The sequence below is a fragment of the Thiohalophilus sp. genome, assembly GCF_034522235.1.
Taxonomy (GTDB): domain Bacteria; phylum Pseudomonadota; class Gammaproteobacteria; order UBA6429; family Thiohalophilaceae; genus Thiohalophilus.
In genome coordinates this window covers 113,451-136,959 of the sequence record NZ_JAXHLN010000003.1, presented here as the reverse complement: position 1 = coordinate 136,959, position 23,509 = coordinate 113,451, and the positions used below count along the sequence as shown (strand labels likewise).

24 protein-coding genes are annotated in these 23,509 nt (G+C 58.6%); 22 read left to right on the top strand and 2 right to left on the bottom strand.

What is annotated here, in order from left to right; translation table 11 throughout:
* The 3 genes from U5J94_RS03475 to U5J94_RS03465 are packed head-to-tail and all read left to right on the top strand — an operon-like array spanning position 1 to position 3,622.
* Entirely contained in the window at positions 1 to 1,038 is a 1,038-nt protein-coding gene (locus U5J94_RS03475) for an extracellular solute-binding protein (protein ID WP_322564243.1), read from the top strand.
* Entirely contained in the window at positions 1,035 to 2,555 is a 1,521-nt protein-coding gene (locus U5J94_RS03470) for an iron ABC transporter permease (protein WP_322564242.1), read from the top strand. The genes U5J94_RS03475 and U5J94_RS03470 overlap by 4 nt, the downstream gene beginning before the upstream one ends.
* The gene (locus tag U5J94_RS03465) at positions 2,555 to 3,622 is read left to right on the top strand and encodes an ABC transporter ATP-binding protein (protein WP_322564241.1); all 1,068 of its coding nucleotides are present in this window, start codon (positions 2,555 to 2,557) and stop codon (positions 3,620 to 3,622) included. Before U5J94_RS03470 ends, U5J94_RS03465 begins: the two co-directional genes overlap by 1 nt.
* A gap of 289 nt (positions 3,623 to 3,911) precedes the next feature.
* Here U5J94_RS03465 and U5J94_RS03460 read toward each other — a convergent pair whose 3' ends face one another.
* A complete protein-coding gene (locus U5J94_RS03460) occupies positions 3,912 to 4,112 on the bottom strand; it encodes a bacterioferritin-associated ferredoxin (protein ID WP_322564240.1) in 201 nt (66 codons plus the stop codon).
* A 167-nt stretch (positions 4,113 to 4,279) separates the two neighbouring features.
* Here U5J94_RS03460 and mnmG point away from each other — a divergent pair, with 167 nt between their 5' ends.
* The gene (mnmG, locus tag U5J94_RS03455) at positions 4,280 to 6,184 is read left to right on the top strand and encodes a tRNA uridine-5-carboxymethylaminomethyl(34) synthesis enzyme MnmG (protein WP_322564239.1); all 1,905 of its coding nucleotides are present in this window, start codon (positions 4,280 to 4,282) and stop codon (positions 6,182 to 6,184) included.
* A 12-nt stretch (positions 6,185 to 6,196) separates the two neighbouring features.
* Here the strand turns inward: mnmG and U5J94_RS03450 are convergent, their stop codons facing one another.
* Positions 6,197 to 6,568, bottom strand: a complete 372-nt coding sequence (locus U5J94_RS03450) for a response regulator (protein WP_322564238.1) — start codon at positions 6,566 to 6,568, stop codon at positions 6,197 to 6,199.
* Positions 6,569 to 6,947: 379 nt separating this feature from the next.
* On the opposite strand from U5J94_RS03450, the gene U5J94_RS03445 reads away from it, so the two are divergent.
* From U5J94_RS03445 to U5J94_RS03360, 18 genes are all read left to right on the top strand, one after another.
* Positions 6,948 to 7,403, top strand: coding sequence for a DUF302 domain-containing protein (locus U5J94_RS03445; RefSeq protein ID WP_322564237.1), 456 nt, complete (start codon positions 6,948 to 6,950; stop codon positions 7,401 to 7,403).
* Positions 7,404 to 7,421: 18 nt separating this feature from the next.
* Positions 7,422 to 8,063 carry a 16S rRNA (guanine(527)-N(7))-methyltransferase RsmG gene (gene rsmG, locus U5J94_RS03440; RefSeq protein ID WP_322564236.1) on the top strand — a complete coding sequence of 214 codons (642 nt, stop codon included), beginning with the start codon at positions 7,422 to 7,424 and terminating at the stop codon, positions 8,061 to 8,063.
* 25 nt (positions 8,064 to 8,088) lie between these two features.
* Positions 8,089 to 8,904 carry a ParA family protein gene (locus U5J94_RS03435; protein ID WP_322564235.1) on the top strand — a complete coding sequence of 272 codons (816 nt, stop codon included), beginning with the start codon at positions 8,089 to 8,091 and terminating at the stop codon, positions 8,902 to 8,904.
* A gap of 2 nt (positions 8,905 to 8,906) precedes the next feature.
* On the top strand, positions 8,907 to 9,818 hold the full coding sequence (locus tag U5J94_RS03430; RefSeq protein WP_322564234.1) for a ParB/RepB/Spo0J family partition protein: 912 nt from the start codon (positions 8,907 to 8,909) through the stop codon (positions 9,816 to 9,818).
* A 171-nt stretch (positions 9,819 to 9,989) separates the two neighbouring features.
* The gene (locus U5J94_RS03425) at positions 9,990 to 10,397 is read left to right on the top strand and encodes an ATP synthase subunit I (protein ID WP_322564233.1); all 408 of its coding nucleotides are present in this window, start codon (positions 9,990 to 9,992) and stop codon (positions 10,395 to 10,397) included.
* 57 nt (positions 10,398 to 10,454) lie between these two features.
* Complete coding sequence (atpB, locus tag U5J94_RS03420; protein ID WP_322564232.1) at positions 10,455 to 11,342, top strand: F0F1 ATP synthase subunit A; 888 nt, start codon at positions 10,455 to 10,457, stop codon at positions 11,340 to 11,342.
* Positions 11,343 to 11,396: 54 nt separating this feature from the next.
* Entirely contained in the window at positions 11,397 to 11,630 is a 234-nt protein-coding gene (gene atpE / locus U5J94_RS03415) for a F0F1 ATP synthase subunit C (protein ID WP_134080306.1), read from the top strand.
* A gap of 60 nt (positions 11,631 to 11,690) precedes the next feature.
* Positions 11,691 to 12,161 (top strand): F0F1 ATP synthase subunit B, encoded by a 471-nt coding sequence (locus tag U5J94_RS03410; RefSeq protein WP_322564231.1) that lies wholly within the window; start codon positions 11,691 to 11,693, stop codon positions 12,159 to 12,161.
* Positions 12,162 to 12,177: 16 nt separating this feature from the next.
* On the top strand, positions 12,178 to 12,714 hold the full coding sequence (locus tag U5J94_RS03405) for a F0F1 ATP synthase subunit delta (protein WP_322564230.1): 537 nt from the start codon (positions 12,178 to 12,180) through the stop codon (positions 12,712 to 12,714).
* 22 nt (positions 12,715 to 12,736) lie between these two features.
* Positions 12,737 to 14,278, top strand: a complete 1,542-nt coding sequence (gene atpA / locus U5J94_RS03400) for a F0F1 ATP synthase subunit alpha (protein ID WP_416224147.1) — start codon at positions 12,737 to 12,739, stop codon at positions 14,276 to 14,278.
* Positions 14,279 to 14,293: 15 nt separating this feature from the next.
* Positions 14,294 to 15,157 carry a F0F1 ATP synthase subunit gamma gene (gene atpG / locus U5J94_RS03395; RefSeq protein ID WP_322564229.1) on the top strand — a complete coding sequence of 288 codons (864 nt, stop codon included), beginning with the start codon at positions 14,294 to 14,296 and terminating at the stop codon, positions 15,155 to 15,157.
* A 33-nt stretch (positions 15,158 to 15,190) separates the two neighbouring features.
* Entirely contained in the window at positions 15,191 to 16,567 is a 1,377-nt protein-coding gene (atpD, locus tag U5J94_RS03390) for a F0F1 ATP synthase subunit beta (RefSeq protein ID WP_322564228.1), read from the top strand.
* An 18-nt stretch (positions 16,568 to 16,585) separates the two neighbouring features.
* A complete protein-coding gene (locus U5J94_RS03385) occupies positions 16,586 to 17,005 on the top strand; it encodes a F0F1 ATP synthase subunit epsilon (RefSeq protein ID WP_322564227.1) in 420 nt (139 codons plus the stop codon).
* 229 nt (positions 17,006 to 17,234) lie between these two features.
* Positions 17,235 to 17,732, top strand: coding sequence for an FKBP-type peptidyl-prolyl cis-trans isomerase (locus U5J94_RS03380; RefSeq protein WP_322564226.1), 498 nt, complete (start codon positions 17,235 to 17,237; stop codon positions 17,730 to 17,732).
* A gap of 27 nt (positions 17,733 to 17,759) precedes the next feature.
* Positions 17,760 to 19,139 (top strand): bifunctional UDP-N-acetylglucosamine diphosphorylase/glucosamine-1-phosphate N-acetyltransferase GlmU, encoded by a 1,380-nt coding sequence (gene glmU, locus U5J94_RS03375; protein WP_322564225.1) that lies wholly within the window; start codon positions 17,760 to 17,762, stop codon positions 19,137 to 19,139.
* A gap of 25 nt (positions 19,140 to 19,164) precedes the next feature.
* Entirely contained in the window at positions 19,165 to 20,997 is a 1,833-nt protein-coding gene (glmS, locus tag U5J94_RS03370) for a glutamine--fructose-6-phosphate transaminase (isomerizing) (protein WP_322564224.1), read from the top strand.
* 146 nt (positions 20,998 to 21,143) lie between these two features.
* Positions 21,144 to 21,524, top strand: a complete 381-nt coding sequence (locus U5J94_RS03365; protein ID WP_322564223.1) for a hypothetical protein — start codon at positions 21,144 to 21,146, stop codon at positions 21,522 to 21,524.
* A 687-nt stretch (positions 21,525 to 22,211) separates the two neighbouring features.
* The gene (locus U5J94_RS03360; protein WP_322563789.1) at positions 22,212 to 23,441 is read left to right on the top strand and encodes an IS256 family transposase; all 1,230 of its coding nucleotides are present in this window, start codon (positions 22,212 to 22,214) and stop codon (positions 23,439 to 23,441) included.
* Positions 23,442 to 23,509 lie beyond the last annotated feature (68 nt).

The following is a 23,509-nucleotide window of genomic DNA, read 5'->3' as shown; positions in this document are numbered from 1 at the left end:
ATGCAACGCCGAACCTTCCTGCAAAGTCTTGCGGCGCTGGTTGCCAGCGGTGCATTGCCACCAGCGATAAGTCGGGCACTGGCCGCTGATCGTGGCGCGGTGTCGGTGGATGCCCTGCCGGCCCTGGAAGGGGATCTGACTCTCTATCTGGGACGCGGCGAGGGTGGTCTTTACGAAGACGTGCTGGGTGCGATCAAGCAACGCAATCCGCAACTGAACCTGCGGATCCGTCGCGGTCCGACTGCGGCACTGGCCAATACCCTGGTGGCCGAGGCCAGGGCCGGGGTCAAACGGGCCGATCTGTTCTGGGCGGTCGACTCCGGCGCGCTGGGACTGGTTGATGATGCCGGTCTGGCCCGACCCCTGCCAGAGGATATTCGCAACCAGTTGAAACCCGGCTTTCGTTACCCGAGCTGGTCGCCGGTCACCGGTCGGATCAGGACCCTGCCGTATAATACCGAACGGATCGCGCCTGAGCAGATCCCCGATGACATCATGACGCTGGCCGACAGTGATCTGAACGTCGGCTGGGCCCCGGCCTATGCCTCGTTCCAGTCCTTTATCACCGCGATGCGCCTGCTCGAGGGCGAGCAGGCCACCCGTGACTGGCTGCAAAAGATAAAGAAAAAGTCACGCAGCTATGCCGGCGAGCTGGGCGTGGTGCTGGCGGTCGAGCGCGGCGAGGTGGATGTCGGTTTTGCCAATCACTATTACACCCTGCGCCTGAAAACCGGCAAGCCGGACGCCAGGGTGGATCTGGCCTTTACCCGGGATGATGCCGGCTGCCTGCTCAACGCCTCCGGCGTGATGGCACTGAGCGAGGGCGAGACGCCGATGAACTTCATCCGTTACCTGCTGAGCCAGGAGGTGCAATCCTATCTTGTCGAGGAGGCTTACGAGATCCCGATGGTACAGGGCGTGGCGATGCCTCAAGGCTTGCCGCCGCTCCAGGACATTAATCCGCCCGAAATCGATCTGACCCGGCTGGCCGATCTGCGCCCCACCCTCGATCTGATGCGCGATGTCGGGGTGCTATGATCCGCTTTCCCCGTTCCTATCCGGTGGCGGCCCTGGTGGCGCTGGCAGCGCTGGCGCCCATCGGGGTGCTGATCGTGCTGGGCGCCGATGCCGCGCAGTTTTTCGACAGCCATTCCCTGGGCATTTTGATCAACACGCTGTTGCTCACCCTGTTCACGGTGATCGGCTCCGTGCTGCTGGGCGTGCCGCTGGCGCTGCTGACGGCCTATGTGGAACTGCCGTTTCGTCGCCTGTGGCTGATCGCCCTGGCTGCGCCGCTGGCCATGCCCAGTTACATTGGCGCATTTACCTTTTATGCGGCTTTTGGCCCCGGCGGCGAGATCGAAAACCTCATCGGTCTGCCAATGCCCGGTGTGCATGGCCTGGCTGGCGCGACCCTGGTGATGACGCTCTATACTTTTCCGTTTGTCCTGCTGACGACCCGCGCCTCATTGCGCAGTCTCGATGGCAGTCTGGTCAATGCATCGCGGATCCTCGGGTTGTCGTTGTCCATGAGCCTGTGGCGGGTGGTGCTGCCGCGGGTGCGCAACGGGATTGCTGCCGGGGCCTTGCTGGTGGCGCTGTATACGCTATCCGACTTTGCCACCCCGGCGATCATGCGTCTGGATACCTTTACCCGGGTGATCTTCGTCGAATACAACGCCTTCGGTCTGGCCCAGGCGGCGATGCTTTCGCTGCAGTTGCTGGTCATCGTCGCCGTGGTGCTCTATCTGGAATCGCGGGTGGGGACGTCGCGTGAGCGGCCCGGGCGCACCCTGTCGTTGTGGCCCAATCGCTGGCACATTGCCGGGGCCTCGGTGGCGGTGTTGATCGTGGCGGGCCTGGCTATCGGGCTGCCATTGTTCATCTTTGCCCAGTGGCTGATCCGCGAGGGCAGCGGCGGCTTCGACTTTGTCTATGCCTGGAACTCGGCCTACAGCTCGCTGCTGGCGGCGCTGGTGGCGGTGGTGCTGGCGGTGCCGGTGGCCTATGCGGCGATTGCCGGGCGTGCCGGGCGGTTGATGGAGCGGATCACCTATCTGGGCTTCGGCGTGCCGGGCATCGTGATGGGGACGGCACTGGTCTATGTGGGCCTTCAGTTGCCGTTGCTTTATCAGACGCTGGCCCTGCTGGTGCTGGCCTATGTCATGCGCTTCATGCCGCTGGCGGTGGGTTCGGTGCGCTCCACCGCCGAGCGCATGGACAACAGTTTGATCTATGCGGCCCGCACTCTGGGTGCCACGCACCGTGAAGCGTTCCGCCGTGTTACGCTACCTTTGACCCTGCGCGGCATCGTGGCCGGCGCGGCGCTGGTCTTTCTGGAGGCGATGCGCGAGCTGCCGGCCACCCTGATGTTGCGCCCCACCGGTTTTGAAACCCTCTCCACCTATCTGTGGCGGGTGTACGAGGCCGGGTATTTCGGGCGGGCCGCGGTTCCCGGGCTATTGCTGGTATTGATCTCCGGGATTGCGCTGGCCTTCATGCTCTCGGGCGAACGCCGCGCCGAGCTGACCATGTTAAACGACGAGCGATCCTGATGCTGAATGTAGAGAACCTGTGCGTGCGCTATGGCGATACGCCGATTGTCAAACACCTCGATGTCAGCCTGGCCGAGCACGAGATTCTGATGCTGGTCGGACCCACCGGTTGCGGCAAGACCACTGTGCTGTATGCCCTGGCCGGGCTGGTCCCCATGTGCGACGGCACCATCCGCCTGGGTAACCGGGTTATCACCCCGCGCCAGCATGTGCCGCCGGAGAAGCGCCACGTGGGGATGGTGTTCCAGGATTTCGCGCTGTTTCCGCACCTGAACGTCGAACAGAACATCGCCTTTCGGCTGAACGATACCGCCAGTGTCGATCACTGGCTCGAACTACTCGGCCTGCAAGGGCTGCGTTACGCCATGCCCGGTAATCTCTCCGGTGGTCAGAAACAGCGCGTTTCGCTGGCACGGGCCCTGGCCCATGAGCCGGCGCTGTTGTTGCTGGACGAACCGTTATCCAACCTGGATGCCGCGCTCAAGGACAGTCTGCGCTGGGAGATCCGCAGCGTGCTGAAAGAAGCGGGCGTGCCGGCCATCTGGGTCACTCATGATCAGGAAGAGGCCCTGTCAGTCGGGGATCGGGTCGGGATCCTCAATCAGGGCAATCTGGAGCAGGTCGATACCCCCGAGGCCTGTTTCACCCGGCCGACCAGCCGCTTCGTGGCCCGGTTTCTGGGCGAGGCCAGTTTTCTGCCCGGGCAACTGGAAAAGGATCGGGTCCACACCTGGCTGGGCGCGGTGCCGGCGGCTCCGGTGGGCGGCGCCTCGGGCGAGGTGGACCTGTTATTACGCCCGGACGATCTGTCATTGACACCTTCAGCCACCGGCAACGCTGTCATCGAATGGGGACGTTATGAAGGCGGCAGCCGGCTGTACGGCGCCCGGGTGGATGACGGGCCGGTGCTGCAGGCGCGGGTTAATCACGAGATCCATCTGGCGCCCGGCGATCGGGTAGCACTGGAAGTGGTGACCACGCATCCACTGGCGGTGTTCGAGCGCACGGATGGCGAGACAATCACATCGAATGTCGACGAGACGCCGCGCGTTGCCACTGTCGGCTGACAGGGTTTGGTGAAGAATACCCCGCGACCAAACACGTTACCAACACGGCAAAGAGAGGCCATTGTAATCTTGTTTGGATTCGCAATAGTCGACCGCCTAACGCAGCAGCGGCACGGCTTCCTGTTCGATGGTGAGATCGCCTTTGAGCATTTCGGTGACGTTCTCGCCTTGTAGACAGGCCGGAACCTGGCTGGTCAGAGGGGTGGCGTCGCCCCGGTTGGGGGGAGTGAAAGTAGAGGAAAGGTAGCGGGCCGGGTCGCGGGCGGCAACCCGGCAAAGTTTGGGGTGATCAGGCGACCTGACAGGCGGCGTCGAGACTGGCGAGCTCTTGCTTTGTTTGCCGGATGACCTCGCGGGCGCACTGGGCACAGCGGCCGCAGTTGCTGGCCACGCCAAGTTGCTGGCGTACATGGCGCAGGCTGTCAGCGCCGTCGATCACGGCGTCGCGGATCTGGGTGTCGGTAACGCCTTTGCAAAGACAAACATACATTGTGTATTCCTGCCCGGTGGTGAATCTTGATTTCTACTATATCTAAATGAGAATGATTGTCAATACTATTTTTTAAACAGTTTTAATTCGGCCGCCAGCGCGGGATGATGGCCAATTTCCGTCCAGCGGCGTACAATGGCGCCCCTTGTTAATAAGGCTCCAAGCACATGTTTTATCAGGATAAATTCGATGTCATCGTAGTCGGTGGCGGGCATGCCGGGACCGAGGCGGCGCTGGCCGCGGCCCGGGCCGGCGTGCGCACCCTGCTGCTGACCCACAATATCGAGACCCTGGGCCAGATGAGCTGCAATCCGGCCATCGGCGGCATCGGCAAGGGCCATCTGGTCAAGGAAGTGGACGCGCTGGGCGGGCTGATGGCGCGCGCCACCGACCGGGCCGGAATCCAGTTTCGGATCCTCAACGCCAGCAAGGGGCCGGCGGTGCGCGCCACCCGCGCCCAGGCCGATCGCGCGCTGTACAAACAGGCGGTGCGGCTGGCGCTGGAGAACACCCCCAACCTGACCCTGTTCCAGCAGGCGGTGGAGGATCTGATCGTCGAGGGCGATCGGGTGGTCGGGGTCGAGACCCAGATGGGGCTCAAGTTCGCCGCCCGGGCGGTAGTGCTGACCGTGGGCACCTTTCTGGGCGGGCGCATTCATATCGGCGAGTCCAATTATGAAGGCGGCCGCGCCGGCGATCCGCCGGCCAATGCGTTATCCCGGCGTCTGCGCGAGCGGCCGTTCACGGTCGACCGGCTCAAGACCGGCACGCCGCCGCGACTCGACGGCAAGAGCATCGATTTTTCCCAACTGGAAACCCAGCATGGCGATGATCCGCTGCCGGTCTTCTCTTATAGGGGTGATGCCGAAGACCATCCGGCGCAGGTGCCCTGCCATATCACCTACACCCGCGAGCGGACCCACGAGATCATCCGTGGCGGACTGGATCGCTCGCCCATGTACAGCGGCGAGATCGAAGGGGTCGGGCCGCGCTATTGCCCGTCGATCGAGGACAAGGTGGTGCGCTTTGCCGACAAAAATGCCCACCAGATATTCGTCGAGCCCGAGGGGCTGAGTACCCACGAGGTCTATCCCAATGGTATCTCCACGAGCCTGCCCTTTGACGTGCAGCTGGCGCTGGTGCGTTCGATCAAGGGGTTTGAAAACGCCCACATTACCCGTCCCGGCTACGCGATTGAATACGATTATTTCGATCCGCGCGATCTGCGGCCTTCCCTGGAAACCAAATACATGCCGGGGCTGTTCTTTGCCGGTCAGATCAACGGCACCACCGGCTACGAAGAGGCCGCCGCGCAGGGGTTACTGGCGGGCCTGAACGCGGCCTTGCAAGTGCAGGAAAAAGATCCCTGGTGCCCGGGGCGTGATGAAGCCTATCTGGGCGTGCTGGTGGACGATCTGATCATCGCCGGCACCCAGGAGCCCTATCGCATGTTCACCAGTCGCGCCGAGTACCGGCTGATGCTGCGCGAGGACAATGCCGATCTGCGCCTGACCGAAAAAGGTCGCGAACTGGGGCTGATCGATGACGCGCGCTGGGCGGCGTTCGAACAAAAACGCGAGGCGGTGGAAAAAGAGCTGCAACGGCTGCGTTCGACCTGGGTGCATCCGGACAAGATCCCGGTAGAAAAACAGGAACAGTTACTGGGTAAGAAACTGTCGCGCGAGGCCACCCTGCACGATCTGCTGCGCCGCCCCGAGGTGCGTTATGCCGATCTGGCTTTACTGATGGACGGCGGTGAGCGCGTCCTGGATCCGGTGGTGGCCGAACAAGTCGCGATCCAGGCTAAATACGCCGGCTATATCCAACGTCAAAAAGATGAGATTGCCCGTCAGCGAGATCACGAGGAGACGGCCCTGCCCGATGATATTGATTATCATGTGGTCAAGGGGCTGTCAGCCGAGGTGTGTGAAAAGCTCAACCGTATTCGCCCCGCGACCCTGGGCCAGGCGGCGCGCATTTCCGGGATGACGCCGGCGGGTATCGCCCTGCTGCTGGTCCATTTAAAAAAGCGGAGCAACAGCACGGCCACTATTAAGCAGGACGCGGTCTGAACGACGGCACTGTCAGGCCAATGCCTCAAGCACCAGGGGCTTGAGTTCGTTCGGATCGACCGGCTTGTTCAAAAAGCCCGAGGCACCCTGACGTATTGCCCAGATGTTGTCGGAAACCTGTTCTTTCGTGGTGACGATCAGGATCGGAATATGAGCGGTTTGCTCCGCGCGCACAATCTCACGGGTGGCGCGAAACCCGTTCATTCCGGGCATCACCACGTCCATCAGAATCAGATCCGGCACCAGTTCTATCGCCATCTTGACCCCTTCGGCACCATCGGTGGCAACGCTGATTTCATATTCACCAATCTGCTTGAGCAACTCCTTCAGCGCCTGCACATCGGTGGGGGAGTCATCCACAATGAGAATATGTTGACTGGCCATAGTTCACCTCGTTTGCGTGTGGCCGGTGATTTCGCTCACCCCGTTCCCTTGATCGCTGTTTTATGTGCCAGTCCTGAAATTGGCCGGGGTGAACCCCGCTGCTTGTCCGGCAGGCGGTGCGTCACCGGGTTACAGGTTGTATCGGCCGATTCACGGAAACTTTAAAGGGGAATACCAGCCGGGGTGGAGTCAAAAGCGTTCGCGGGAGCAGTGACAGGCCTGGATTTTGTATCAGATTACAGCGATAGGAATTGCCGGCCGGGAGTTTTACAATGGTTGCGGCAGACCGGGAGAGGGTCTGCGGCGAAGTCAGGTTGTCTCTGGTGCCCCCGCCATTCGGCTTCGCCATAACAACAATCAATCTGGAGGAGGAAATTCCATGAAACGTCTATTTGTCTTTATTCTGGGCCTTTGTCTGCTGCCGGCTGCCTGGGCCGGGGATGTGCCGGGACTCGTCGTCAAGCAAAGTCCGCACAGTGCTGCCGAAACCCTCGATCGGCTGGAGAATGTCCTGAAGCAAAAAGGGATCAGCATCGTCACCCGCTGGAACCATGCCGAAAAAGCTGCGGGAGTTGATATCCCGTTGCGGGATACCGAACTGTTGCTGTTTGGTAATCCGGCTCTGGGCAGCCACATGTTCACCAGTGAACAGACCTCGGGTATCGACTTGCCGATGAAGGCGCTGGCCTGGAAGGATGCCGATGGCCAGGTCTGGCTGGGCTATAACGATCCGCAATACATTGCCGATCGGCACGGCATTCGGGATCGCGGTGAAGTGATCAAGAAGATGCAGGGCGCGCTCGACAAGCTGAGCGACGCGGCAATCGCCCGCTAGTGCCCGGAACGCCGCACAGTGAATAACACACTGTCGGATCAGCTGGCGCGGCGGACGGGGGAACTCCCCTTCTCTCTGCCGCCGCAGGCTGAACAAAAGCTGCTGGATTTCATTGCCTTACTGGAAAAATGGAACCACGCTTACAATTTGACGGCGGTGCGCCAGCCGGCGCAGATGATCCCCCGCCACCTGCTGGATTCACTGGTGGTCGTGCCCTATCTGCACGGCCAGCAGATTCTCGACGTGGGCAGTGGCCCCGGCCTGCCGGGTATTCCCCTGGCGCTGGCCTGCCCCGATCGGCAATTTACCCTGCTCGACAGCAATGGCAAGAAAATCCGCTTTTTGCGCCAGGCGCTGGCGGAACTGGGGCTGGAAAATGTTTCTGTGGTACATTCGCGGGTGGAGCAGTTCCAATCCTCAGCGGGCTTCGATACTATCATTGCCCGCGCGTATGCGACCCTGGGGGAACTGATCAGGGGGGCGCGGCATTTGTGCCGGCCAGACGGCCAGTTTCTCGTCATGAAGGGCGCCTGTCCGGTAGCGGAACTCGATGATCTGCCGGATGATTTCGAGCTGGACACGATCCACCGACTGACGGTGCCCGGGCTGGATGCGGAGCGCCATCTGTTAGTGGTCCGGCACGTCGCCGACCGGCAATGACGCCGGGATACAGGGGAATCAGATCATGGGCAGAACTATCGCCATTGCTAATCAGAAGGGCGGGGTCGGCAAGACCACCACCTGCATCAATCTGGCGGCATCCTTAGCGGCCACCAGGCGCCGGGTCTTGCTGGTGGACATGGATCCCCAGGGCAATGCCACCATGGGCAGCGGTGTCGACAAAAACGATCTGCCCCTGACGACCTGTGATCTGTTACTGGGGGAGGCGAGTGTCGAGCAGATTCTGCAGCGTCCCGACGGCATTAACTATGACGTGCTGCCGGCCAACAGCGATCTGACGGCCGCCGAAATTTCGCTGATGAACAGCAGTGAGCGTGAGCGTAAGCTACGCGACTGTCTGCAAGGCGTACGCGATCAATACGATTATATTCTGGTCGACTGCCCCCCTTCACTGAACATGTTGACGCTCAATGGCCTGGTGGCGGCGCAGTCGGTGATGATTCCCATGCAGTGTGAATACTATGCCCTGGAGGGGTTGTCGGCTTTGCTCAATACCATCGAGCGGGTCCGCGGCAGCGTCAATCCGGAACTCAAGGTCGAAGGGCTGCTGCGTACCATGTTCGATCCGCGTAACAATCTGGCCAATGATGTCTCCGGCCAATTGCTTGTGCACTTCCCGCAGCAGGTCTATCGCACGGTGATCCCGCGTAATGTGCGCCTGGCCGAGGCGCCGAGCCACGGCCTGCCGGTCATCACTTATGATAAAACCTCGCGCGGGGCGCTGGCCTATCTGGCGCTGGCCGGGGAGATCCTGCGCAAGGATCAGGATCTGCAGGCAGCCCAGCAGGCCAATCTGATGGGTGCTGGAGGAGTGGTTTAGGCATGGCAGGTAAAAAGCGCGGACTGGGGCGGGGACTGGATGCCTTGCTGGGCGCGGCCAGCTCACCGCCGGTACAGACGACTCAGAACGAGGCCGGCGAAGCGGCCCTGCCGGAGCCGGATCAACACCCCCAGGGTGATCACCTGCGCATGTTGCCGGTGGATGTGATTCACAAAAGCCGTTATCAGCCCCGCCACGATTTTCCCGAAGAGAGTCTGCAGGAGCTGGCCGACTCCATCAAAGCCCAGGGCGTGGTCCAGCCCATCGTGGTGCGCCCGCATACCCAGGCCGGTCACTTTGAACTGATCGCCGGCGAGCGCCGCTGGCGCGCCTCGCAACTGGCCGGGTTACACGAAATCCCGGCAGTGGTGCGCGATGTGCCGGATCAGGCCGCCATGGCCATGGGGTTGATCGAGAACATCCAGCGCGAAGAGCTCAACCCGGTCGAGGAGGCGATGGCGCTGCAACGCTTGATCGAAGAGTTCGGCCTGACCCATCAGGAGACAGCCGATGCGGTGGGCCGCTCGCGGGCCGCGGTCTCCAATCTGCTGCGTCTGCTGAGTCTGGAGCCGGCGGTCAAGGAGTTGCTGGAAGCGGCACAGATGGAGATGGGCCATGCCCGCGCGCTGCTGGCGTTGCAGGGCGGGGCCCAGATCGAGGCGGCCCGGCAGGTGGCCCGGCGCGGCCTGTCGGTGCGGGAAACCGAAAACCTGGTGCGCAAACTCTCGCAGCCGGCCAAACCGAAAAAAAGCGTGCAGAACCAGGATCCCGACATTCGTCGTTTCGAAGAAGACCTGTCGGAAAAACTGGGCGCGAAGGTGCAGATCCAGTCCGACAACAAAGGCAAGGGCAAACTGGTGATTCAGTACAACAGCCTGGATGAGCTGGACGGGATCCTGGCCCATATCAAATAGTGATAGCCACTATACCCGTTTGGCTATCGAGTCTGTTACTCACTGATAGTTATTGGCTTTTGTTAAAAGGCGGATAAATTCCAGTGATACACCCATCATTGACCCTGTCGGGTCGACCCCATATACTACGCGCCCCTGATACCTGAGGTCCCGTTCGGAGGGCAGGCGCAAGTGACCCACTTCGGCATGCCCAATGCGGCGAAGATTGCCTTCCGACGCACACTCCTGAGGTTGATCCTGATTCAGGTGGCGCTGGCTGTAGCGGCCGCAATCGTGATTTTTCTGAACAAGGGGACGGATTTTGGCCTGGCGACGCTGTACGGCGGCGCCGTGGGTATCGCCGGCGCCCTGGCGGGTGCCTGGCGCATCAGCCTGGCGACAGAAAGCGATAACAACGCGACGGATAATGTGTTGCGTATGGCCGAGTTCTACAAGGCCACGCTGTTTCGTCTGATCACCATTATCGCCTTGCTGGCGCTGGGTATGGCGGTCCTGAAGATAGAAGCCGCGGGAATATTGATCGGCTTTATCGCTGCCCAGTTCGGCTACTTTTTTGCCCGCCCGTTACGCGCCCGATAGCCCGGCGCGGCGGCGGAGAACGGTTTCTCGTAATAAAAATTTGGGTTTGACACAACCATGGCAAGCGAAACGACGACTTCAAAAGAGTATATACAGCATCACTTGCAAAACTGGACCTATGGGCAGCATCCCGACGGAAACTGGGGCTTCGCCCATAGCGCTGCCGAAGCCCGGGAAATGGGTTTCTGGGCGATTCATGTCGATACCATGCTCTGGTCGATTGTGCTGGGTGCGCTGTTTTTATGGCTGTTCCGCAAGGCGGCCAAAAGCGCCAGCGCCGATACCCCGAGCGGCTGGCAGAACTTTGTCGAATGGATTGCCGAGTTTATCGATACCAGTGTAAGAGGCTCCTTCCACGGCAAGGATAAACTGGTTGCCCCGCTGGCCCTGACCATATTCATCTGGGTCTTTTTGATGAACCTGATGGATCTGGTGCCGGTCGACTGGCTGCCCTCGCTGGCCGGCTGGGTCGGCTCCACCGTGTTCGGCGTCGATCCCCATCACGTTTACTTCAAGGTGGTTTCCACCACCGATCCGAACGCCACCTTCGGTATGGCTTTCGCGGTGTTCTATCTGATTTTGCACTACAGCATCAAGAACAAGGGTGTGGGCGGTTTCCTGGGCGAACTGACCATGATGCCGTTTCAGGCCAGGAATCCGCTGGTGCAGGCGCTGTTTATTCCGGTCAACTTTATTCTGGAATTCGTGTCCTTGATTTCCAAGCCGATTTCACTGGCCCTGCGACTGTTCGGCAACATGTACGCGGGTGAGATGATCTTCATCCTGATCGCGCTGATGTACAGCGGCGGTCTGGCGATGGGCATTTTTGGCGGCTTCCTGCAACTGGGTTGGGCCATTTTCCATATCCTGATTATCACGCTGCAGGCGTTCATCTTCATGACCCTGACCATCGTGTATCTGGATATGGCGCAGTCGGAACACTGACGTAAACAATTTTTATTTTTTATTATTTAACGTTTAAAGCTACAGGAGAAGACAATGGAACAAGCTCTGTTATACATCGCAGGTTCTCTGATGTTGGGTCTGGGTGCACTGGGTGCCGCGGTTGGTATCGGTGTTCTTGGCGGCCGTTTTCTTGAGGGTGCTGCCCGTCAGCCGGAACTGATTCCGATGCTGCGTACCCAGTTCTTCATCGTCATGGGTCTGACCGACGCGGTTCCGATGATTGCCGTGGGTATCGCCCTGTATATTCTGTTCGCCGTTGCGGCCTGAGTTTAAGAATAGTCGAGTACCCGAGACAGACATTCGAACTAATCAACCAAGGTTCTGGCGATGAATATCAACTTAACTCTCATAGGCCAAACGCTTACGTTCATCGTATTCGTGTGGTTCTGCATGAAATTCGTGTGGCCGCCGATTATGAACGCGCTGAACGAGCGCAAGAAGAAGATAGCCGATGGCCTTGCCGCAGCCGAGCGCGGCGCGCATGAGAAAGAGCTGGCTGAAAAGAAGGCGGCGGAAGTTCTGCACGAAGCCAAACAGCAGGCTCAGGACATTATCAACCAGGCTCAGAAGCGTGCTTCGGAGATCGTTGAAGAGTCCAAGGAAACAGCGCGCGCTGAAGGCGAACGCATTATTGCAACGGCCAATGCCGAAATCGAACAGGAAGTAAACCGGGCGCGCGAAGAATTGCGCGGTCAGGTCGCATCCCTGGCGGTTGCCGGTGCCGGCAAGATTCTCAAGCGGGAAATCGATGCCAAGGCCAACGAAGATCTGCTCAAGGATCTGGTCGCGCAAATTTAATCCAGGGGTCTGAACTATGGCAGAGAAAAGCACCATTGCACGTCCCTATGCGCAGGCCGCCTTTGATCTGGCACAGCAGCAGGGCAAACTTAAAGAGTGGTCCGAGATGCTGCAGTGGCTGGCTGCCGTGGCGGCGGATGATGCCGCGATGGATCTGGTCGGTAACCCGGAGGTCAGTCAGGACGCCAAGATCAAGCTGTTCACGGATGTATGCGCCGACAAGATCAACGATTACGGCAAGAGCATGCTCAAGGTCCTGGCTGAAAACAAACGCCTGACGGTGCTGCCCGAAATTGCCCAGCAGTTCGAAGAACAGCGTGCAGAAGCAGAAAAGACAGTCGAAGCAGAAGTGACAACGCCGTATCCCCTGTCCGATGAGCAACAGCAGGCCATGATCGCCGCGTTGAAAAATCGCCTGGGACGTGAAGTGACGCTGGTCAACAAGACCGACGAATCACTCATAGGTGGTGCGATCATCCGAGCCGGAGACCTGGTCATTGATGCTTCTGTCACAGGTCAGTTAGAGCGGCTGACTAATACACTGATGCATTAAGGTTTTAACAAGGATATCAATCATGCAACTGAATCCATCTGAAATCAGCGACCTGATCAAGAAGCGCATCGAAGGTTTCGAAGCCGCTTCCGAGGCTCGCAATGAAGGCACCATCGTCGCCCTGGCGGATGGCGTGGTCCGCATTCACGGTCTTGATGACGTAATGGCGGGCGAGATGATCGAATTTCCCGGCAACACCTTCGGCATGGCGCTCAACCTCGAGCGTGATTCCGTCGGCGCGGTTATTCTGGGTGACTACAAACACCTCACCGAAGGCGACAAAGTCAAATGTACCGGTCGTATCCTCGAAGTGCCGACCGGCGAAGCCCTGCTGGGCCGCGTGGTCGACGCCCTGGGTAATCCCATCGACGGCAAGGGCCCGATTGAAAACGCCGTGCCCGCCCCGGTCGAGAAAGTGGCACCGGGTGTGTACTGGCGTAAGTCGGTTGACCAGCCGGTACAGACCGGCCTGAAGGCCATCGACGCGATGGTGCCGGTCGGCCGCGGTCAGCGTGAGCTGATCATCGGTGACCGTCAGACCGGTAAAACCGCCGTTGCGGTCGATGCCATCATCAACCAGAAAGGCACCGGCGTTAAATGTATCTACGTTGCCGTCGGTCAGAAACAGTCTTCCGTGGCCGGTGTGGTGCGCAAGCTGGAAGAGCACGGTGCCCTGGAACACACCATCGTGGTCACCGCCGGCGCGTCCGAATCGGCCGCCATGCAGTTTCTGGCTCCGTATGCCGGTTGTTCCATGGGTGAATACTTCCGCGATCGCGGTGAAGACGCCCTGATCATCTATGACGATCTGACCAAACAGGCATGGGGTTATCGCCAGGTTTCCCTGTTGCTGCGTCGTCCGCCGGGTCGTGAAGCCTATCCCGGTGACGTCTTCTATCTGCACTCCCGTCTGCTGGAACGTGCCGCGCGGGTTAACGAGGAATTCGTCGAAAAGGCCACCAATGGTGAAGTCAAAGGCAAGACCGGTTCTCTGACCGCGCTGCCGATCATCGAAACCCAGGCCGGCGACGTCTCCGCTTTCGTCCCGACCAACGTGATCTCCATCACCGACGGTCAGATCTTCCTCGAATCGGATCTGTTCAACGCGGGTATCCGCCCGGCCATCAACGCCGGTCTGTCGGTTTCCCGTGTCGGTGGTGCCGCCCAGACCAAAATCATCAAGAAGCTGGGTGGCGGTGTGCGCCTGATGCTGGCCCAGTATCGCGAGCTGGCGGCCTTCGCCCAGTTTGCTTCGGATCTGGACGAGTCCACCCGCAAGCAGATCGAACGGGGTCAACGCGTAACCGAGCTGATGAAGCAGAAGCAGTATGCGCCGATGAGTGTGGTCGAACAGGCGTTCTCTCTGTACGCCGCCAGTGAAGGCCTCCTGGATGACGTGGATGTCAAAAAGGTGGTCGACTTCGAACAGGCCATGCTGGCCTATTTGCGGTCGAACCAGTCGGATCTGCTCAAGCAAATCAATGACAGCGGCGACTACAACGACGAGATTGCAGCGACCATGAAGGCAGCAATCGAAAAATTCAAAGCCACCAGTACCTGGTAAGCGGGGTTTATCGCGATGGCGAGCGGCAAAGAAATACGCACTCAGATCAACAGCGTTAAAAATACGCAGAAGATCACCAGCGCCATGGAAATGGTGGCGGCGAGCAAGATGCGCAAGGCTCAGGATCGGATGTCCAGCTCACGTCCCTACGCGGACAAGATGCGGGGCGTTATCGATCATCTGGCCTTCGCCCATCCCGAGTATCACCATCCGTATCTGCAGGAGCGCGAGGTCAAGCGGGTCGGTTACATCATCATCTCGTCCGACCGCGGTCTGTGCGGCGGCCTGAACAACAACATGTTCAAGGTCGTGCTCAAGGACATGAAGCAGTGGCAGGACCAGAATGTCGAGATGGACTTCTGTACCGTTGGCCAGAAGGCACTGGGTTTTTTCAAGCGACTGACCGGCAACATTAAAGCGCAGACCACCCATCTGGGTGACGCCCCGTCGCTGACCGATGTGATTGGCACCGTCAAGGTGATGCTGGATGCCTACGATAACGGCGAAATCGATCGCCTGTTCGTGGTCTATAACCGCTTCGTCAATACCATGACCCAACAGCCGACGATTGAACAGTTGCTGCCGGTGGCTTCTGCCGAGAAGCATGAACAGCTCGAATACCACTGGGATTACATTTACGAACCGGATGCCAAGGAAGTACTCGACGGCTTGCTGGTGCGCTATATCGAGTCCCAGGTTTATCAGGGTGTCGTGGAAAACGTCGCCTGTGAAATGGCAGCCCGGATGGTGGCCATGAAGGCCGCTTCCGACAATGCCGGCAACCTGATTGATGACCTGCAGCTGGTCTATAACAAGGCCCGCCAGGCCGCCATCACCCAGGAATTGTCCGAGATCGTATCGGGCGCCGCGGCGGTATAACAGATTTTAAGCAAAGTTACAGGGGAACTGACAATGAGTTCTGGAAAAATCGTACAAATCATCGGTGCGGTCATCGACGTGGAATTCCCGCGTGACCGGATGCCGAAAGTGTATGACGCACTGACAGTCGAGGAAACCGGCCTGACGCTGGAAGTTCAGCAGCAGCTGGGCGACGGCGTGGTACGGACCATCGCCATGGGCAGCTCGGAAGGGATCAAGCGTGAAACCGCGGTGACCAATACCGGCGCGCCGATCACCGTGCCGGTGGGTCTCAAGACCCTCGGTCGCATCATGGACGTGCTGGGTAATCCGGTGGACGAACAGGGTCCGATCGGTGCCGACGACGCCATGCCGATTCATCGCAAGCCGCCGACCTATGCCGAACAGGCCACCGGCATCGAGATTTTCGAAACCGGGATCAAGGTTATCGACCTGGTCATGCCCATCGCCAAGGGCGGCAAGATCGGGCTGTTCGGGGGCGCGGGTGTGGGCAAGACCGTTACCCTGATGGAGCTGATTCGTAACATCGCCATGGAACACAGCGGTTACTCCGTGTTCGCGGGTGTGGGCGAACGGACTCGTGAAGGTAACGACTTCTATCACGAAATGACCGAATCGGGCGTACTCGACAAGGTTGCCCTGGTTTACGGGCAGATGAACGAACCGCCGGGTAACCGTCTGCGTGTCGCCCTGACCGGTCTGACCATGGCCGAGTACTTCCGTGACGAAGGCCGTGACGTACTGATGTTTATCGATAACATCTACCGTTACACCCTGGCCGGGACCGAAGTCTCCGCCCTGCTGGGCCGTATGCCTTCTGCGGTGGGCTATCAGCCGACACTGGCCGAGGAGATGGGCGTGCTGCAGGAACGCATCACCTCTACCAAGACCGGTTCCATCACCTCGTTCCAGGCCGTTTACGTTCCCGCGGACGATTTGACCGACCCGTCACCGGCGACCACCTTCTCGCATCTGGACGCGACTCTGGTACTCTCCCGTCAGATCGCCGAGCTGGGTATCTACCCGGCGGTGGATCCCCTCGATTCCACCTCCCGCCAGCTGGACCCGCTGGTTATCGGTGACGAGCACTACGACGTGGCTCGTTCGGTCCAGGGAACCTTGCAGCGCTATAAAGAGCTGAAGGACATCATCGCCATTCTGGGGATGGACGAGCTCTCTGAAGAAGACAAGCTGGCCGTGTCCCGCGCGCGTAAAATCCAGCGCTTCCTCTCCCAGCCGTTCTTCGTAGCGGAAGTGTTTACCGGTGCGCAGGGTAAATATGTCTCCCTGAAAGACACCATTCGTGGCTTTAAAGGGATTGTCGACGGGGAATACGACAGCATCCCGGAGCAGGCTTTCTACATGGTTGGCACCATCGACGAAGCCCTGGAAAAAGCCAAGTCCCTTTAAGCGGGCGAGGAGTGAAACATGGCCATGACCATGCATCTTGATATCGTAAGCGCCGAAGCGGCGATTTTCTCCGGCACGGCGGAAGTCGTGGTGGCGCCGGCCAGCACCGGTGAGGTGGGGATCTATCCCCGCCATACCCAGCTGCTGTCCCCCCTCAAGCCCGGCGAGGTCCGCGTGACCAAAGAGGGTGGCGAGGAGGAAAGCTTCTACGTCTCCGGCGGGATCCTCGAGGTTCAGCCGCATCACGTGACCGTGCTGTCGGATACCGCCGTGCGGGCTCACGACCTGGACGAAGCCGCGGCCCTGGAAGCCAAGCAGGCCGCCGAGCAGGAGCTCAAGGATCGCTCCGGCGAAATGGAGCTGGCCGAGGCCCAGGCCCAGCTGGCCGAGGCGGTCGCCCAGCTGCAGACGATCCAGAAGATGCGCAAAAAACGCTGATCGTCACCCGACAATGGATGTGTCAGAGCAAAGGGGCAGTTGTTATACTGCCCCTTTGCTATTTTGGGGATGGCGCAGCGCTACCTGACATTCTACGTATTGGCCGGGTGTCACGCAGGCTGGCGCCAGCGTGACCTGCAGAATTAGCCAGAGTATAAGGTACGCATGAATCTGGAACAGTTGTTTAGATTGCACTGTCCAGCTTCGTTTATGATCAAGAGAAGGTGTCATGGCTGAAGAACGGGTGGAAAAAAATAAAATCGTGACTTTTGTTTACACGATTACCGATGAGGCCGGCGAGGTCCTTGAGCAGTCCGATATCCCCCACGACTACCTGCACGATCAGGATGAGCGGATGTTTCCCAGGGTGATCCAGGCGCTGGAGGGCCACCAGGTGGGGGATGTAGTGAAGGTGACCCTGACCCCGGAAGAGGGGTTTGGTCATTATGACCCGGGTCTGACTTTTTCCGATGATATGAAGAATGTTCCCCGCGAGTATCAGCGGCTCGGTGCCGAAGCCACGTTCAATGACGCCGCCGGCGAGAGTGTGACCATGCGCGTGACCCGAATCGAGGACGGGCGCATCGAGTTTGACGGGAATCCGCCGTTTGTCGGCAAGACAGTGGTCTTTATCATCAACATCCTGGGCATTCGCGATGCCTCCGAGCAGGGGATCGGTACGGGCCAACCGACGGACGCCCCCACGCAAAAGCCCACGCTGAATTAATTCGTCCGGCGCGCTACAATCTCTGTCATGGGCAAATCTCAACTGAATATCGTCATCCTCGCTGCGGGGCAGGGTACTCGCATGTGTTCCGGACTGCCCAAGGTGCTGCATCCACTGGCCGGCAAGCCCATGTTGCAACATACGATAGACACAGCGCGCGAATTGCTGCCGGCCAAACTGAGCGTGGTCTACGGTCACGGTGGCGAGCAGGTGCCGCAACAGATTGCCGATCCTGCCATCAACTGGGTTCTGCAGGCGGAACAACTGGGCACGGGTCATGCCGTGATGCAGGCATTGCCCGAGGTGGAGAATGACGATATCGTCCTGGTGCTCTATGGCGATGTCCCGTTGCTGTCGGCGGAGACCCTGGCCCTGTTGACCGAATATGCCGATCGCGAGCTCTGTTTATTGACTGTCCACCTGGAGGATCCAACCGGTTACGGGCGTATCGTGCGTGATGAACACGGGCAGGTGACGGCGATTGTCGAACACAAGGATGCCGATGATAATCAGCGGCGTATCAGCGAGGTGAATACCGGCATCCTGGCCGTCAATGGCGGCAAGTTGAAAGCCTGGCTCGGGTGCCTGGAGAATAACAACGCCCAGGGTGAATACTACCTGACTGATATTATTGCCATGGCGGTGAATGACGGGATTGCCGTACGCGTCAGCCATCCCGCCGAGTCTTTTGAGGTGCTGGGCGTCAACAGCCGCCAGCAACTGGCGCAACTGGAGCGCATCTATCAGCAGCAGCAGGCTGAACGCTTGATGCAGCAGGGTGTCACGCTGGCCGATCCGCAGCGCTTCGATATCCGCGGCAAGCTGAGCAGTGGCCAGGACGTAACACTGGATATCAACGTCATCATTGAGGGCAGCGTCACACTCGGTGATAACGTGTCGGTGGGTGCCAATTGCGTGCTGAAGGATTGCGAGCTGGCCGACGGCGTGCAGGTGCTGCCCATGAGCGTGATCGAAAACGCCCGTATCGGTGCCGGCAGCCGTATCGGCCCCTTTGCCCGGATTCGTCCTGGCACTGAGCTGGCGGCGCAGACCCATATCGGCAATTTCGTCGAGCTGAAAAACAGCCAGGTCGGCGCAGGCAGCAAGATCAATCACCTGAGTTATGTCGGCGATACCACCATTGGCGAGCGCAGCAACATCGGTGCCGGCGTGATCACCTGCAACTACGACGGCGCCAACAAGCACCGCACCGAAATCGGCGATGACGCCTTCATTGGTTCCGACTGTCAGCTGGTGGCGCCGGTGAAGATCGGTGACGGCGCCACCATCGGCGCCGGCACGACCCTGACTGGCGATGCCCCGGAAAACACCCTGACCCTGAGCCGGACCAAACAGAAAACTGTGATGGGCTGGAAGCGACCGACTAAAAAAGGTTCTAGTGACTAGGACCTAGCAGCTAGGAACTGATTGTATGTGTGGAATCGTTGGCGCTATTGCAAACCGTGACATTACCCCGATCCTGGTCGAAGGGCTAAGGCGACTGGAGTATCGCGGCTATGATTCCGCCGGCGTGGCGGTACTGGACGAAAAGGCCTGTCTGAACCGGGTGCGCACGGTGGGCAAGATTGCCAATCTGCAAAAAGAGCTGGAGAAGACCCCGGCGGCGGGACATATCGGCATTGGACATACCCGCTGGGCGACTCACGGTGAGCCGGCTACGCACAATGCCCATCCGCATATCTGCAAGCAGTCGGTTGCACTGGTGCATAACGGCATCATCGAGAATTTCGAGGGCCTCAAGCATGCCCAGATTGCCGAGGAGTATCTGTTTACCTCGGATACCGATTCCGAGGTAATCGTTCACCAACTGCATAAACATCTCAATCAGGGCAAGGATCTGTTACTGGCCGTGCAGGATACGGTGGATGATCTGGATGGCGCCTATGCTCTGGGTGTGGTGTATAACGCGGAGCCGGACAAACTGGTGGCGGCGCGACGCGGCTCACCGTTGGTCATTGGCATCGGCGAGGAGGAGAATTTCATTGCCTCGGACATGGCCGCGCTGTTACCCGTCACCAACCGTTTTTATATTCTCGAGGAAGGTGATGTCGCGGTGCTTGGCCGCGATGGTGTCGAGATCTATGACAGCCGGCGCCAGCCGGTCAGTCGCCCGGTGCATGAGAGCAAACTCAGCAGCGATGCAGTCGAGCGAGGCGAGTATGCGCATTACATGCTCAAAGAGATTTATGAGCAGCCGCAGGCCATTGCCGAAACACTCGAAGGCCGGTTGAGTGAAGACAAGGTACTGGAAGCCAGCTTCGGCCCGAAAGCGGCGACCATTTTCGAGCAGGTACGCAATGTGCAGATTGTCGCTTGCGGGACCAGCTATCACGCCGGAATGATTGCCAAATACGGTTTCGAATCAGTTACCAGCCTGCCATGCAATGTCGAGGTTGCCAGCGAGTTTCGTTATCGCAAGCACGTCGTCCAGCCCGATACCCTGTTTATCACCATTTCCCAGTCCGGCGAGACCGCCGACACCCTGGCGGCGCTGCGCCTGGCCAAGGAACTGGGTTACGAACATACCCTGGCGATCTGCAATGTGCCGGAAAGTTCGCTGGTGCGTGAGTCGGAGCTCTCACTGATGACCCGGGCAGGTCCCGAGATCGGTGTGGCCTCTACCAAGGCCTTCACCACGCAGCTGGTAGCGATACTATTATTATTGGTAGTACTGGCGCGCCGCCATGGCTTGTCCGAAGAACTGGAAGCCAAGGTCGTGGATCAGCTGCGCCATCTGCCGGGAATGATCGAGGAGGTCCTCAAGCTGGACGGCGAGATCAGGCAATTGGCGGAGCAATTTGTCGATAAGCAGCATGCCCTGTTTCTCGGTCGCGGCATGATGTACCCGGTGGCGCTGGAGGGCGCACTCAAACTCAAGGAGATCTCCTACATCCATGCCGAAGGTTATCCCGCCGGCGAGCTGAAGCACGGTCCGCTTGCCCTGGTCGATGCCAACGTGCCGATCGTCGCCGTCGCGCCCAACGATAAACTGCTGGATAAACTCAAATCCAACCTTCAGGAAGTCCGTGCCCGCGGCGGTAAGTTGTTTGTATTTGCCGATCAGAACGCGGGGATGAGTGCCGACGAAGGGGTTACGATCCTGGAGATTGCACCGGTAGATATCGCCATCTCACCCATTATTTATAGCGTACCGTTGCAATTGCTGGCCTACCATGTGGCGTTACTCAAGGGTACCGACGTGGACCAGCCGCGCAATCTCGCCAAAAGCGTGACCGTCGAATGACGAAAATCCTGAAATTCGTCTTAATGTCCGGGGAAAAAAATGTTCTTACCTGGAAAATAAAGTCTTTACCTGAATAAAAAAGTTCTTACCTCAGCGGGTGTAGTTAAGTAATTGATTAAAAATGAGTTATCCGAAGAAGCAATTATTTGGTCCGTTTAGAGGCTGGTCAGACCGAGATTAGCCAGGAGCTCTGCAAAGAGTTCGGTTCTGTGCAATTTTTAGCTTTTTCTGTGTTGCCATATTTAGCTTATTGTGCAGGATTGCACCAGGTGATTGTTTTTAAACATAGTTATTTGGTTCATCCCCGCCATCCCCCCTTACCCCGGACCGCCCTGTCTCATCCATCCACTAACGCGGCGGCTGATTTATTACCAGAACTTGCGTGCAGCCGTTATACAGCGGTATACATTGGTATAAATGCCTCCAGTAGTCATAACTTTCTGATTTCATTTGATTTTATAGTTGAAAATTCGCGGCATACGGGCTGGCCGGAACATGGTCAAGGCACAGCTGCGGGTTATCCCTGATATGTTTGAGCGTTATGGTGATCTAGGATAAAGGGTGACGGCTATCGACCCGAAGCGGTGTGCGCCAGGACAAGCTGGCAAAGGATAGGAGGTGGAAGTCCTCCATGGGGTAAGGTTTAGCCAACCGCCACAGCCCCGAGTGATGCGCGGCTGCACGTGAGTGTAAACGTGAAGCGTTCACAGGGGAAACCATAGGCTGAGTATCGAGCTGCGAAATGGGTCGAACTCCGAGGTGCTGATCTCCTACTGCTGAAGAGAAAGCAACATCGAGTCATGCGTTATTGGCCAGTATGACATCGGACCTCGCGCAGTCGTAGACCTCATGCATGTGGAAAAGTCCTTTGTACGGAACCTGGGAGGTCTCATCTGTGCCCGGTGGGCATACCGAGCCGATTTATTAAGGTAATAACTGAGCAATAAATATGAACGCAGATGAGAAGTCGGACAAAGCCATAGTACTGAAGATGCTACCGAACAAAGAGAGGCAACTCTCGGCGGAGGTCGTGGAGGGAAGGGCTTTGCCCAAGAGGAACACTGGTCAGACGACCGCGGTCCGGACGCAGAGCCGGGGTATCGCGTCGCTTGGACTGGCTGGTGTGCGCCAAGCGGCGCGATCAAGGAGAGACTGTAAATTAAATTGTGTAACTGCTCAAAGTCCCATACCCTTGATAATAAAGGAGAAGACACATGAGCAGAAGAACAAAAACCAAAACCGATCTCGACCCGCAGCTTGAAGAACTGGTCAAGGCAGTCAAAACGCCAGAACAGCTTGCCGCATTGACCCAGCAGCTTCAGCAAAAAGCCTTTGAGGCCATGCTCGAAGGCGAGATGACTGACCATCTCGGCTATCCCAAGCACGCCACAGCCGGCCACAACACCGGCAACAGCCGTAACGGGTATAGCGCCAAAACCCTCAAAGGCGAACAGGGCGCACTGACCCTCGATGTGCCTCGAGACCGTAACGGCGAGTTTGAGCCGCTCATTATTCCCAAGGGGCAGACGCGTCTGCCGATGTTCAACGATAAAATCCTGGCGCTCTACAGTCGGGGCATGAGTACCCGCGATATCGTTGCCATGCTACTAGAGCTCTACGGCGTCGAGGTTTCCCCTACGCTCATCTCCCAGGTCACCGCGCAGGTGATTGAGGAAGTGCAGCAGTGGCAGTGCCGACCGCTGGACGAGATCTATCCCATCGTCTATCTGGACTGCATCCACATCAAGATCCGCCAGGACAAGCGGGTCAGCAACAAGGCCATCTATCTGGCGCTGGGTATCAACCTGGACGGCCAGAAAGAACTGCTGGGGCTCTGGCTCAATGAGAACGAGGGGGCTAAGTTCTGGTTGTCCGTGTTGACCGAACTCCAGCAGCGGGGTGTCCGGGATATCTTTATCGCCGCCGTGGACGGTCTGACCGGCTTCCCCGAGGCGATCAATACCGTCTACCCCAAAACAAAAATCCAGCTGTGTATCGTCCACATGGTGCGCAACTCGCTGAAGTTCGTGGCCTGGAAACAGCGCAAGGCGGTCGCCGCGGATTTGAAAAAGATCTACACCTCCCTGACGGTGGCCGAAGCCGAGCAGGAGCTCGACGCCTTTGCGGCTCGCTGGGATGATCAGTTCCCGTCGATCAGTGCCAGCTGGCGGCGACACTGGCCCAACCTGATTACCCTGTTCGACTATCCGGATGACATCCGTCGGGTGATCTACACGACCAACGCCATCGAATCACTGAACAGCGTGATCCGCAAGGCGGTCAAAAATCGCAAGGTTTTCCCTAACGATGAATCCGCCCTCAAGGTCGTCTACCTGGCCATCCAGGCGGCATCGAAAAAATGGACCATGCCCATTCACCATTGGAAGAACGCGCTCAATCGCTTTATGATTGAATTCCCGGACAGAATGCCGGAGCAGTTCTAAGCGGGCAGTTACACAGAATTATTTACAGTCTCATCAAGGAAGGATGGACAGTTCACAGCATTGCTACA

Coding starts and splice junctions, on each gene's coding strand:
- U5J94_RS03475 (WP_322564243.1), top strand. CDS start 1: ATGCAACGCCGAACCTTCCTGCAAAGTCTTGCGGCGCTGGTTGCCAGC.
- U5J94_RS03470 (WP_322564242.1), top strand. CDS start 1,035: ATGATCCGCTTTCCCCGTTCCTATCCGGTGGCGGCCCTGGTGGCGCTG.
- U5J94_RS03465 (WP_322564241.1), top strand. CDS start 2,555: ATGCTGAATGTAGAGAACCTGTGCGTGCGCTATGGCGATACGCCGATT.
- U5J94_RS03460 (WP_322564240.1), bottom strand. CDS start 4,112: ATGTATGTTTGTCTTTGCAAAGGCGTTACCGACACCCAGATCCGCGAC.
- mnmG (WP_322564239.1), top strand. CDS start 4,280: ATGTTTTATCAGGATAAATTCGATGTCATCGTAGTCGGTGGCGGGCAT.
- U5J94_RS03450 (WP_322564238.1), bottom strand. CDS start 6,568: ATGGCCAGTCAACATATTCTCATTGTGGATGACTCCCCCACCGATGTG.
- U5J94_RS03445 (WP_322564237.1), top strand. CDS start 6,948: ATGAAACGTCTATTTGTCTTTATTCTGGGCCTTTGTCTGCTGCCGGCT.
- U5J94_RS03435 (WP_322564235.1), top strand. CDS start 8,089: ATGGGCAGAACTATCGCCATTGCTAATCAGAAGGGCGGGGTCGGCAAG.
- U5J94_RS03430 (WP_322564234.1), top strand. CDS start 8,907: ATGGCAGGTAAAAAGCGCGGACTGGGGCGGGGACTGGATGCCTTGCTG.
- atpB (WP_322564232.1), top strand. CDS start 10,455: ATGGCAAGCGAAACGACGACTTCAAAAGAGTATATACAGCATCACTTG.
- atpE (WP_134080306.1), top strand. CDS start 11,397: ATGGAACAAGCTCTGTTATACATCGCAGGTTCTCTGATGTTGGGTCTG.
- U5J94_RS03410 (WP_322564231.1), top strand. CDS start 11,691: ATGAATATCAACTTAACTCTCATAGGCCAAACGCTTACGTTCATCGTA.
- U5J94_RS03405 (WP_322564230.1), top strand. CDS start 12,178: ATGGCAGAGAAAAGCACCATTGCACGTCCCTATGCGCAGGCCGCCTTT.
- atpA (WP_416224147.1), top strand. CDS start 12,737: ATGCAACTGAATCCATCTGAAATCAGCGACCTGATCAAGAAGCGCATC.
- atpG (WP_322564229.1), top strand. CDS start 14,294: ATGGCGAGCGGCAAAGAAATACGCACTCAGATCAACAGCGTTAAAAAT.
- atpD (WP_322564228.1), top strand. CDS start 15,191: ATGAGTTCTGGAAAAATCGTACAAATCATCGGTGCGGTCATCGACGTG.
- U5J94_RS03385 (WP_322564227.1), top strand. CDS start 16,586: ATGGCCATGACCATGCATCTTGATATCGTAAGCGCCGAAGCGGCGATT.
- U5J94_RS03380 (WP_322564226.1), top strand. CDS start 17,235: ATGGCTGAAGAACGGGTGGAAAAAAATAAAATCGTGACTTTTGTTTAC.
- glmU (WP_322564225.1), top strand. CDS start 17,760: ATGGGCAAATCTCAACTGAATATCGTCATCCTCGCTGCGGGGCAGGGT.
- glmS (WP_322564224.1), top strand. CDS start 19,165: ATGTGTGGAATCGTTGGCGCTATTGCAAACCGTGACATTACCCCGATC.
- U5J94_RS03360 (WP_322563789.1), top strand. CDS start 22,212: ATGAGCAGAAGAACAAAAACCAAAACCGATCTCGACCCGCAGCTTGAA.